General features: G+C 70.8%; 7 protein-coding genes and 1 pseudogene. 1 reads left to right on the forward strand and 7 read right to left on the reverse strand.

Annotation, left to right across the window (positions count from 1 at the left end; all coding sequences use genetic code 11):
- Window positions 1-3267 precede the first annotated feature (3267 nt).
- Window positions 3268-4389 (forward strand): annotated as a pseudogene (locus ABZ749_RS17045) (LamG domain-containing protein); the annotation flags it as partial.
- 290 nt (window positions 4390-4679) lie between these two features.
- On the opposite strand, the gene ABZ749_RS17050 reads toward ABZ749_RS17045, so the two are convergent.
- The 7 genes from ABZ749_RS17050 to ABZ749_RS17080 form a co-directional block, all read right to left on the reverse strand.
- On the reverse strand, window positions 4680-6299 hold the full coding sequence (locus tag ABZ749_RS17050) for a trypsin-like peptidase domain-containing protein (RefSeq protein WP_357228701.1): 1620 nt from the start codon (window positions 6297-6299) through the stop codon (window positions 4680-4682).
- A gap of 62 nt (window positions 6300-6361) precedes the next feature.
- Window positions 6362-7918 (reverse strand): HAMP domain-containing sensor histidine kinase, encoded by a 1557-nt coding sequence (locus tag ABZ749_RS17055; protein ID WP_357228704.1) that lies wholly within the window; start codon window positions 7916-7918, stop codon window positions 6362-6364.
- Window positions 7915-8616 (reverse strand): response regulator transcription factor, encoded by a 702-nt coding sequence (locus ABZ749_RS17060; RefSeq protein WP_030336721.1) that lies wholly within the window; start codon window positions 8614-8616, stop codon window positions 7915-7917. The genes ABZ749_RS17055 and ABZ749_RS17060 overlap by 4 nt, the downstream gene beginning before the upstream one ends.
- Window positions 8617-8702: 86 nt before the next feature.
- Entirely contained in the window at window positions 8703-9314 is a 612-nt protein-coding gene (locus ABZ749_RS17065) for a PadR family transcriptional regulator (RefSeq protein WP_357205138.1), read from the reverse strand.
- Window positions 9311-10135, reverse strand: coding sequence for a DUF4097 family beta strand repeat-containing protein (locus ABZ749_RS17070; RefSeq protein ID WP_357228707.1), 825 nt, complete (start codon window positions 10133-10135; stop codon window positions 9311-9313). Before ABZ749_RS17070 ends, ABZ749_RS17065 begins: the two co-directional genes overlap by 4 nt.
- A 128-nt stretch (window positions 10136-10263) precedes the next feature.
- Window positions 10264-11202, reverse strand: coding sequence for a lysophospholipid acyltransferase family protein (locus tag ABZ749_RS17075; protein ID WP_357228710.1), 939 nt, complete (start codon window positions 11200-11202; stop codon window positions 10264-10266).
- The gene (locus tag ABZ749_RS17080) at window positions 11199-11972 is read right to left on the reverse strand and encodes a GNAT family N-acyltransferase (protein WP_357228713.1); all 774 of its coding nucleotides are present in this window, start codon (window positions 11970-11972) and stop codon (window positions 11199-11201) included. The genes ABZ749_RS17075 and ABZ749_RS17080 overlap by 4 nt, the downstream gene beginning before the upstream one ends.
- Between the last annotated feature and the right edge of the window lie 211 nt (window positions 11973-12183).

Here is a 12183-nt window from a genome sequence, read left to right on the forward strand (position 1 = left end):
CCGGCGATGGCGCCTCCGGTGAACGCGAGGCCGGCGGCGGTCAGGGCGGTCTTACGGATCAGATCGGTACGCATGATGGCGTGCTCCTCTGCCTCGGGGGATTTCCACACCCACACCCGGGGGTGAGTGGTGGTGTGGGGAAAGTTCGTCTGCCCGGCGACCCGCAACGGGGGTCGGCGTCGGGACGGGGTGTAACGGGTGCCGGTGGCGGATCATTCCGCCTACCCGCTAGGGGCCGGCCGTTGTGGTGCTCGGCCGTTCGGGGGTGTAACCGGGGCGGCCTGCCGGGTGTTCCCGGCGGCTGTTCCGGCGGCCGGCCCGCGGTGACCCGGGCTGCTGCGGTCGTCTGCCACGTATAACGACCCGGCCCGGCCCACGATTCCGCCGCCGGGGTGGCCCCGGCCACCCGACACGCACCATCAAATCGGATGAACCGCCCGCCGCGCTGGCTGGACGATACGGACACGCCGGGCGAGATGGGGTGATCGACGGAATCCTGCAAGTCGCGTGCCACGGACATCCCGACGGCATGACCATGGCCAGGCATCATCGCCCATCAAGGGGGCGAGCGGGGCAGCCATCGTGAAAGTGGTCGGCCATCCCCGCCTGCGTCATCGGCGGGCCGCCTGGGTCGGGCCGGCGCGGGGGGCAGGGTGCCATGTGGGCTGGGCCGGTCTCGGGCAGGGCGCCGTGATCGGGTCCTTTCTGATGTGTGAATTGCTCCCATTGGTGCGGGCGAGGGCGGGATTGCGCCACGCGAGGTGCGGCGGCGACCAATTCGCGTACGCACCAATGCTCTGCTGTCGGAACGGGCTTCGCCGCGTCCCGCGCCACACCGTCGGAAACGGTCGAATTCGAGCGAGTCGCACTGCGGTCGCTTGCCGCGAGCGCCAGTGGCCAAGCCCGGCCATCGTTGCCAACCGACCAAAATGGTCGATCTGCTCTGGATTCGACCTCAATTTTATCAACGAAATTGCGTATGGTTAAACGCAGTGGATCTATGTATTGTCTGCCGCAAGACTTCTTGGGCTGCTCTACGGGGGTGCGGCTGTGGTTCTACTTCGTCATGCCTGGCTGGCAAATATTACGGCCGGCACCCTTTTGGCGGGCGCGATAGCGGTTGTCGGGGCGAGCGGTCAAGCCACCGCTGCCCCCGAATCGGACCGTTGTTCCGCAGCCGCCACCGGCGGTGCGGCAATGGCGCCATCCGAGAATGCAGCGATCTCGCTCGCACGCACCTGCGAGACGGCGGTCGAAGTGCTGGCGGCAGCCTCGGAGACCACGAAGGTCTTCGCGCAACCCTCCGGTGAACTCACCCTAGAGTCGTGGGCCGAGCCGCAGTGGGCAAAGGTCGGTAGTCGTTGGCGGGGGATCGACACGACGTTGGCGGTCGGTGGCGACGGTCGCGTCCGTCCGGTCGCCTCCACGGCCGACGTGGTCTTCTCCCAGGGCGGACAAGGCCCGTTCGCCACCATGACGGGCGCTGGCGCGGACTTCTCGCTCGGGTGGCCGAGCGCGCTGCCGCAGGGCGTCATCCACGGCGACACGATCACCTACCCGAACGTCTATCCGGACGTCGACCTGGTGGTGCGTGCCGAACGCGGGGGCTTCTCGCACCTGCTGGTGGTCAAGAGTGCTGTGGCGGCGAAGAACCCGGCAGTCCGGGAGACGCGGTTCGTCCTCGGCGGATCGGCCGACGTGGCGGTGACCGACAATCGCGTCACCATCTCCGGTCCGGGTGGGTTGTTCGCGGCTGCCCCGCCGGCGATGGCATGGGACTCGACGGCGGCGACTGGTGAGCCCTCCGCCGGGAAGCGGGGTGCCGGGACCCTCGACTCCAGCCGGGAAAGCGCCGTGACCAGCTCCAGTGTCAGTGGTCCGTCCGACGCCGCTGCGGTGGCTCGGGTCGACGTACGTGTCGACAAAGGATCACTCACAGTGGCCGTTGACCCGGCGGTGTTGAGCGGAACGCAGTTCCCGGTCTTCATCGACCCGAGCTATGACCTGAAGTGGGCCAGGTGGGCCCCCGTGAATGATTCCAACGGAAACACCCAGTGGACCTCGGGTAGTTCCTGGCCCCGCGAGGTGGCCCGCGTCGGCTCAAATTGGGACGACCACGGGGACATCTGGCGGTCGCATTTCTACTTCGATATCTCAGCGATGTCGGGCCGGCGTCTCGTGAATACGACGAGTGTCGACGCGTACCTGGTGCACACGGGTAACTGTAATGAGTCTGTCGGCATCTGGCAGACGAACTCATTGGCAAGCAGCACTCCCACCTGGAATGGCATGGCCGGTACGTGGCTGCATGAAGGGCCGCTGCAGACCAAGACGGTCGGGGCCAACTGCGGTCAGTCGGCCAATTGGCAGAGTTTCAACGGAGGAAACGTCGGCTACCACGTCCAGCGGCACGCGAACGCAGGCGCTGCCTCGATAACCTTCGGCCTCAGGATGGGGAACGAGAGTGGTGGACACTGGGCCAAGTTCGATCCGGCCAACGTCAGATTGAAGGCGACGTACCAGTCCCGGCCTTCCTCTCCGGTGGCGATCCGCACGTCGCCCGGAGGCAACTGCAGCACGACGTCACCGGGGCCATGGGTCAACGTCCCCACTCCGACGCTCTACGGCAAGGCCAGCGACGGCGACGGCTCGGTGAAGGTGCAGTTCGACATCAACGGTCCGACCAACCCCCCTGACCACACCTCGGCATGGACCACCTCCGGCGTCGAGCGTGGATGGACCGCCCCCGCTCTCGTCGACGGGGCCTACAACTGGCGGGTGCGGGGTTACGACGACGTGGACGGCGAGGCCACCGGTTGGACGGGATACTGCTATTTCCGGGTCGACCACACCGCTCCCACCACGCCAGTGGTCACCCGCGTCTCGGGCACCCCGGTCGCCGGCGCGCCTGTGACACTCAGCTTCACCTCCGCTGACGCCATGTCCGGCGTCAAGCAGTTCGCCTACGGCATCGGCACCGACGCGATGCAGGCCTTCCAGGCATCCGGCGGCACGACGACCGTCACCTTCACTCCGGAGGTCGGCCGAACTGTCGTCTACGTCTGGGCGCAGGACAACGCCGGCAACTACTCGGCGCGGACCGCGTTCAACTTCTTCACCGGACGGATCACCCAAGCCCAGCCACAGGCCACCTGGAGGCTCGATGGGAACGGATTCGACGACTCGGGACAGGGACGCGATCTGACCCTCGGCAGTGGGGTCAGCTATGGCGCCGATCGCAAGGGAGTGCCGGGTGCCGCCCTCGCCATGAGCGGTGCGGGTTGCGCGAAGAGTGCACCGACGGTTCGCACCGACGCGGAGTACACCGTCTCCGGTTGGGTGAACCTGGCCGACAAGTCTTCCCTCCGTACCGTGATCGCTCAGGTCGGTACGGCACGGCCTTCGTTCTACCTCCTCTACCACCACGTCCATGACCGCTGGGAGCTGGCGGTGACCGGCGGCGACTTCGACGGCTCGCCCTTCGCCAGCATCTACGCGCCGACGTCCACGCCGCTTGGCCAGTGGCAGCATGTGGCGGCCACTGTGGACCCGGTGGCGCGGATCATGCGGCTGTACGTGAATGGGCAGTTCGCGTCCGAGGGTGAAATTCCGTTCACGCCATGGAACGCGAAGAGCCGCTTCCTTGTCGGTTGCTTCGGGAGCGCGGATTCGGAGTTGTACCACCTGATCGGCGGGATCGACCACGTCGGCGTCTGGCAGGGCCTGCTCTCCGAGGAACAGATCGCCCGTGCCGCCGCCGAACTGCCCGCCGGCCTGGTCGGCGACTGGCAGCTGCGCGGTAGTGGCGCCGAGGCCACCGGCCGATCCTCCGACGCGGTGGTGCCGGAGGACGTGCCGTGGGTCGAGGACCAGCACGGCCGGGTCGCGTCCGCACTGAGACTGAACGGCCAGCAGCAGTGCGCTACGACGAGCGGGCCTGCGGTGCGGACCGACGAGTCATTCACGATCGCGACGTGGGTCAAGGTGGACGACCCGGGTCTGGGCAACCAGACGGTCATCGGTCAGGACGGCGAACGGCACAGCGGCTGGTATCTCGGCACGCGGGTGTTGGACGGCACCCACTACTGGGGCTTCCTGATGATGGACGTCGATTCCGACGGCTCCTCGGCGCCGTGGGCGAGATCCCCCGCTGGTATGGCTGCCGACGTGGGTAGGTGGACCCATCTGACTGGCGTCTACGACGCCACAGCCCAGCGGATGACCCTGTATGTCAACGGTGTCCTGGCCTCGTCGGCCCCAAGGCTGGCGGCACCCTGGCAGGCCAACGGGCCGGTCACCATCGGCTGTGCGAAGTACACAGGTATTCCTGTGGATCACGTCGTGGGGTCGGTCAGTGGTGTGCAGGCCTGGCAGGGCGCCCTCACCGCCGCCCAGGTGGCCGCCGCGCACGGAGGTAACCCGGGGGTGAAGCTGGAGGGTCTGTGGCCGCTGGACGGGCCGGCCAGCGACACGCCGACATACCTGACCGACACGTCCGGCAACGGCCGCGACCTGACCATCACCGGCCCGTACGCCTGGGCACGCGATCGGGGCTTCGGTCGGGACGGTGCCCTGGGCCTGGAGTTGGCCGAGAACTCCTGCGCGGAGGCTCCGGGTCCGCTCGTGCCCCTCGGCCCCGCCACCCGCCGCCGGAGGGAGGAAGCAGGTTCAGTAACTGGTCAGGACGTCTCGGCGAGCGTCACGGTCGCCGACTTCTCGACACCGTTGCGCTTGAACTGCACCTCGACCCGGTCGCCGACCTTGCCGGCCTGCACCGCGCCGACCAGGTCGTCCGAGTCGTTGACGGGCTTGTCGCCGAACCGGGTGACGACGTCGCCGCGCTGGAGGCCGGCCTTCTCCGCCGGGCTGCCCGGGGTGACCGACGCGACAAGGGCGCCGCCGCCCTCGGCCGGGTTGACGCCGACTCCGAGCGACGGGTGGCTGACCTTCTCGCCACGCTGGAGCTTGCCCGCGACGTCCTTGGCCTTGTTGCTGGGGATGGCGAACCCGACACCGATGTTGCCGGTGCTCTGCCCGGAGGTCGCGATGGCGGTGTTGACGCCGATCACCTCGCCCCGGGTGTTGACCAGCGCGCCGCCGGAGTTGCCGGGGTTGATCGGGGCGTCCGTCTGGAGCAGGCCGGAGATCGAGGAGACCGCCTGGCCCTGCTGCTGGGTCGGGTCCTGCGGCTGACCCTCACCGGCCCGGATGGTGCGGTCCCGGGCGCTGAGGATGCCGGAGGTCACCGAGCCCTGCAGACCGAGCGGGCTGCCCAGGGCGAGCACCTGGTCGCCGACCTGCATGGCGTCGCTGTCGCCGAACTTGGCCGGCTTGAGGTCGCTCACCCCGTTGGCCTTCACCACGGCCAGGTCGGTCTTCGGGTCGGTGCCGATGATCTTCGCGTCGGCGGTCGTGCCGTCGGCGAAGACCACCCGCACGGCGTCGCCGGCGGCGGACGCGACCACGTGGTTGTTGGTCAGCACGTACCCGTCGGCGCTGAGCACCACCCCGGAGCCCTCACCGCTGCCGGTGGTGATCGAGACGACGCTGTCCTGCACCGACGCGGCGATCTTCGGCAGGTCCGCGCCATTGATCACGGGAGCCGCGGAGTAGGTGCGGGTGATGCCGCCGCCGTCGCCGTCGAGGGCGAGGGCGAGCGCACCACCGGCGACACCGGAACCGAGCATCAGGGCGAACACCGCGACGCCGGCACCGGCGAACTTGGCGATTCGACCCGGCCGGGGGCCGCTGCCGGGCGGCGCGACCTGCGGGCCCCACGGCGGGACCGGCTGGCCCGGGTGCTGTCCGGGGTGCTGGGCGTGCTGGGCGTGCTGCCCGGGGTGCTGCGGGTGCTGCCCGGGGTGCTGCTGGTGCTGGGCGTACGGCATGCCCGGCTGGCCCCCGCCGGCCCAGCCGGACTGCTGGCCCTGGTACCAGGGGGCACCGGGGTAGTGGCCGGCCGGCTGCGGGTAGCCGGGCTGGCCGGGCGCCGGGTGACCGGAGACCGGGTACGGCGGTGCGGACGGCGTGGCGGCCGGGCGCTCGTAGCCGGTCGACGGCTCGTACCCGGTCGGCTGGCCGGCGGGCGCGGCGTACCCGGCCGGGGTGGCGGCGGTGGTCTCCGCGTCACCGGTGGTGGAGGCGACCGTCGGGTCGCCGCCGGTCGAGACGACCGGTACGGGAGTGGTCGGGGAGTCGGACTGCACACGCTCGTCGCGCGGCAGCTCGGCGGTGGGGTGCGACGGCTCGGCGTCGGTGGGGGCCGGCCGGCGCTGCGGGTCGGACTCGAACTCGGTCATGGGACTACCTTCTCCCTCCGCACTGCAATCAACCTGGAACCGTCCTGGAAGTTGGCTGAAAGTCACTCCCCCGCGCTGTCGACCTGCGCCAGCAGCGGCAGCCGCACCCGGAAGGTGGCCCCGCCGCCGGGCGTCTCGGCCACCTCGACCAAACCGTGGTGGGCGGCGACCAGCGCCGCCACGATGGCCAGGCCAAGGCCGGTCCCGGTGTTGCCGTCGGCTCGTCGGGTACGGGCCGCGTCGGCCCGGTAGAACCGTTCAAAGACTCGTTCGGCCTGCTCGGCCGAGAGACCGGGGCCGGTGTCGACCACCTCCACGACGGCGAAGCCCCCGGGTTCGGCGCGCAGCCGTACCCGGACCTCAGCCTCCGGTGGGGTGTGCGTGAGCGCGTTGGTGACCAGGTTGCCGATCACCTGCCGCAGCCGCGCGTCGTCGGCGGAGACGACGAGCGGGCCCGATTCGGGAGCGATCTCCAACTCGATCCGCCGCTCCGGTGCCATCGCCCGCGCGGCCTGCACCGCGTCGGAGGCGAGCACCGGCAGCTCCACCGGGGTCAGCGAGAGCGGACGTTCCATGTCCAACCGGGCGAGCAGCAGCAGGTCCTCCACCAGCAGACCCATCCGGGACGCCTCGTCCTCGATCCGGCGCAACAGGCCGGCGGTCTGTTCCGGCTCACGGGCCGCACCCTGCCGGTACAGCTCGGCGAAGCCGCGGATCGTGGTGAGCGGAGTCCGCAGCTCGTGCGAGGCGTCGGCGACGAACTGCCGCATCCGTTCTTCGGAGCGGATGGCCCGCGCCTCGGACGCCTGAGCTGCGGCGGCGGCATCCCGGGCGGCGCTCTCCGCCCATCGGGCCGAGGTCTCCGACGCGGCCCGGGCGGTGAACGCCGCCTCGATCTGGGTGAGCATCGCGTTCAGCGCGCGCGACAGCCGGCCCAGTTCCGAGGTTGGCTCGGCCTGACCCTCCTCCGGGTCGGGCACCCGGCGGGTCAGGTCACCGCCGGCGATCGCGGCGGCGGTCTGTTCGATCTCGACGAGGGGCTTGAGGCTGGTCCGGACGATCGCGGCACCGACCGAGGCCAGCATGATCAGCACTGCGCCACCGACCAGTAGGTCTATCCAGACGAGCTGCTTCACCGCCCGGTCCACCTCGGTCAGCGGCTGACCCACGGCCAGCACCGAGCCGTCCGGTTGGGGGGCGTAGTACACCCGCCAGCGGGTGAGGCGATCGTGTGAGATGACGGTGCGCGGCTCGCCCTCCGCCGCCTCGAAGTCCTTGCGGGTGGCGGGAAACGTGGGCAGCTGGGCGGGGTAGAAGGTGCGCGTGTCGTACTGGGGGTCGTACACCTGCCGCTCGTCGGCCACGATCACGACGTAGTCGCTGGGCAGCATCGCGCCGACCTCACCGCTGCGCAGCTTCTGAAGAAACTGGCCGAGGCCCTGGGCGGTCGACCGGACCTGCCCGTCGACCTGGCCCTCCAGGTAGTTGCGGAGGAAGTACGCGGTCAACGAGCTGATCACCAGAAGCGCGACGGCGACCAGCGCGAGCACCGAGGCGACCAGCTTCACCCGCAGCGGAACGCTTCGCACCCGCCCCTTCGCCTGCTGGACAGCGTTCACGCCGCCGGCTTGCGCAGGACGTACCCGACCCCGCGAAGAGTGTGGATCAGCCGGGGTTGGGTGGTATCGACCTTGCGCCGCAGGTACGAGATGTAGGACTCGACGATGTTGTCGTCGCCACGGAAGTCGTAGTTCCAGACGTGGTCGAGAATCTGCGCCTTGGACAGCACCCGGTTGGCGTTGAGCATCAGGTACCGCAGCAGCTTGAACTCGGTCGGCGAGAGCTGCACCCGCTGGCCGGCCCGGTGCACCTCGTGGGTCTCCTCGTCCAGCTCCAGGTCGGCGAAGGTGAGCCGGGACGGGGCCTGCTCGCCGGTGGTGGTGCGACGCAGCACGGCGCGGATCCGGGCGGTCAGCTCCTCCAGGCTGAACGGCTTCGTGACGTAGTCGTCGCCACCCAGGGTCAGCCCACGGATCTTGTCGTCGGTGGCGTCCCGGGCGGTCAGGAACACCACGGGGGTACGCGTGCCGCCCTCGCGGAGCATCCGGATGACCTCGAAACCGTCGAGGTCGGGGAGCATCACGTCGAGTACCACCAGGTCGGGCCGGTGGTCCTTGGCGGCGTTGAGCGCCGCGCTTCCACTTGTCGCGGTGGCCACGTCGAAGCCCGCGAACCGCAGGCTCGCGGAGAGCAGTTCGAGGATGTTGGGGTCGTCCTCGACGACAAGCAGTCGCGCCTCGGTCTGGGTAGCGGGCATGCGCCCATCATCGGTGACGTCACTGCGCCACCGCTGGACGCTTCCTGCAAAAAGGCTGTGAGTCACCGACCGTCCGGCGACGCCGATCAGCGCAGCAGGCGACGCAACCCGTCCAGGGCGCCGTCGAGCAGCCGGATCGCGGTGCGCAGCTGGGTGTCGCTGAACTGTCGGGCGCGCATCAGCCGGCCCACCTCGGCGGTGAACGCGGCCAGCCGCTGGTCAAGTTCGTCGAACAGCTCGGCCTGCGGCCCGGCGGTCGACGCCGGCCTGGGCGGCGGTGCGGGCGCCTCCCACCGGGCCCGCCGGGTCTGCCGGGTGGCCTCGCTCAACTCCCGCTTGAGGTCGCGGGCCGATCCGCGTACCTCGCTGCGGATCTCGCCGGCCAGGCTGGAGAGGTCCGCCACGGAGGCCGCGATGTCCGTTTCCAACGCTGTCAACTCACCGGCCCGCTGGCGCAGCTCCGCCCGGCCAGCGTCGGTGATGTCGTACGTCTTGCGGCCGCCGGCCGCCGTGTGGCTGACCAGACCCTCGACCTCCAGCCGTTGCAGGCGGGGGTAGATGGTGCCGGCGCTGGGCGCGTACAGACCGAGGAAGCGGTCCTCCAGCAGGCGGATCAGCTCGTAGCCGTGCTTCGGGCCGTCGTCGAGGAGCTTGAGCAGGTAGAGCCGGAGCCGCCCGTGGCTGAACACGGCGGTCACGGCAGCTCCTCTCCATCGTCGTCGACGGCTCGGGCGAGCAGGGCGATGCTCCCCGAGGTCGCGGAAGCCCAGAGCTTACCGTCGCCGGCGCCGAGCACCCCCTCGCTGCTGGGCAGCGGGAACGTCGAGCTGCGCAGCTGCGGAAAGCCGCTGGTGATCCGGCCGGAGGCGGTTGTCAACTGGACGGCGAGGTCGCTGTCCGCGCGGACCCGGACGGTGATGCTGCCCGAGATGGTGGTCAACCGGATCTCGCTGCCCCGGGGGTTGTCCAGATCGCAGGTGATGGCGCCGGAGACGGTCTGGGCCCGCACCCGGTCGGCGGCGCTGTCGGCGAGGATCACCTCCCCGGAGATCGTCTCCACCGTGAGATCACCGCGGACGCCGAGCGCCTCCACCGGGCCCGAGGTGAGCTTCGCCGAGGTGCTGCCGCGCAACCCCATCAGGGTGATCTGGCCGGCGACGACGTGGGCGGTGGTCTGCCGACGCAGGCCGGAGGCGACCAGCGAGCCCGCGACCAGGCCCAGATCGGCGAGGACGTCGGCGGGCACGGCGATGGAGACGTCCACCCGGGGATAGCGGTGGATCATCCGGAACCAGCGCAGGACGTCGGGCCAGCCCCGACCACGCTCCTGGCGGACGCTGAGCCGACCGTCGGTGTGGTCGATCAGGACCGGCCGACGGCCGACCTGGGTCACGTCGATCCGGGTCGGCCCGTCGGTGGCGACCACGTTGAGCCGCCCACTGATCAGTCGAACGTCCAGCCGGACGACCGGAGCGTCCACTGTGAGCCGTTGCGGGCTCTCGACCGTCCAACCGGCCATGGCGTCCCCCTCTCGACGACGTGCGGAGGGCACGCCGAACAGAAGAAGACTGTAACGCGATACATCGCGACATCACAAGACTGTCGCGACTCTCGCGCCGCCGGGGCGGTAGTGCGGGCGTACCTCCCCTAGGCGGCCAGGTCCAGGTCGCTGCCCGTGGCGGGCGGTGGCACGGAAACGGCCGGGGTCGCCGTCGGGACCGGCCGCAGCCGGGGCCGCGCCACGGCACCCGCCGTGGGCACCAGGTGTACGGCCGACTCGGCGGCCCGGGCCAGCAACCGCCGGTCGGCGTCACGGGCCGGGTGCAGCGCGGCGGCGATCGTCACCGAGACCACCAGCTCCCGCGCCGCCACCACCCGTGCCACCGAGCGCAGCAGGGTGTCGGCGCCGAGGAAGGCGGCTGCCGTGGTGGTCGCCCCGGTGGCCGCACAGCGGTAGGTGAGCCGCAGCGGGACCACCGGGCTGCCCGTGTCGATGGCCGCCTGGAACGTCGCGGGCCGGAACCCACCGCCGGGGCGGCAGTCGGTGGCATCGTTCCCGGCACACCACGTCGTACCCTCCGGGAAGACCGCCACCGACCGCCCTGCGCGCAGCGCGTCGGCGACCCGGGCGACGGTCCTCGGCAGCGCCAACGGCCGGGCGCGGTCCACGAAGACCGTGCCCGCCGCCGCGGCCAGCAGACCAACCACCGGCCAGGAGCGGATCTCCCGTTTCGCCACCATCCGGGTGGGCGCGACCGCCAGCACTGCCAGGATGTCCAGCCAGGAGGCATGGTTCGCGACCAGCAGCGCGCGCCGCCGGGGCAACCGACCCCGGACCACGAGGCGGACGCCGAAGGCGCGCACAGTGGTCCGCGCCCAGCCACTGACCAGCGCCTGCCGTTCCGAAGTGGGGAGCACCGGCAGCAGCGCCACCACCGGAATTCCGGCCAGCAGCATGCCGAGCACGGCGACCAGCCGGAGCACCCGGCGGGCCAGCGGCACCGTGGGCACCTCGCCGGCCGCTGGCAGGCAGTCGTCGTCGCAGCCCGAGGAGGGCCGCCACAGGTCGAGCGGCACGGCGCTCACCGCTGCTCACCGCCGAGGAAGTGCCGCAGGTAGCGCGGGTTCATCCGGTCCAGGGAGAAGAGGACGTAGAAGTCCGCGCACCCGAAGTCGCTGTCGTAGGACGGCTCGCCGCAGATCCACGCGCCGAGTCGGAGGTAGCCACGCAGCAGCGGCGGAACCGCCACCCGCCCGGCCGGGGCACCGGCGACCGGGCTGGCGGCAGCCGCCTCGGCGAACCAGGGCCGCAACGGGCGGACCCGCAGCGGCGGCGGCGACAGGTGCCGGGCCCGGGCCTGGGTCCACACCTCGGCCACCGTCCGCCCGCCGTCAGCCACCGGCACCGACGCGCAGCCGCCGAGCCAGTGGGAGCCGCGTAGGTGCAGGTACCGGATGATGCCGGCCCACATCAGGTTGATCACCGCGCCGGAGCGGTGGTCCGGGTGCACGCAGGACCGGCCCGCCTCGACCAGGTCGTCGCGGAGCGGGTCGAGCGGCCTCAGGTCGAACTCGTCCTCGGCGTAGCGCCGGCTGGTGCGCCCCGGCGGTAACAGCCGGTACGTGCCGACCACCTCGCCGGTGCTGTCCTCGCGGACGATCAGGTGGTCGCAGTACGCGTCGAAGGGGTCCACGTCCAACCCGGCCTCGCCGGGAAGGAGGGTGGCGCCGAGCTCGGTGGCGAACACCTCGTGGCGCAGGCGTTGCGCGGCCGCGACCTGGGTGGGGTCGTCGGCGATCAGCAGGGTGTATCCGCTGGTCTTCAGGGGTGCGCCAGCGGCATGCAGAACGGCCATGGGATCTGTGTAAGGGCCCGGGTTGCCATTCACGGGGACCACTGGTGTCGGCAGGATGAACGCCGGCCGGCAGATGGCTCTCACCGCGATCGTGCGAGGCTGCGGTACGGCCCGGCGACGACGCCGGCACGTTCCACCGGAGGCCGACAATGCGCATCGAAACCCGCTACAACGGGCCCGCCGGTTCCGGCAACGGCGGCTGGAGCGCGGG

It is taken from the genome of Micromonospora sp. NPDC047753, from assembly GCF_040642735.1.
GTDB lineage: Bacteria > Actinomycetota > Actinomycetes > Mycobacteriales > Micromonosporaceae > Micromonospora.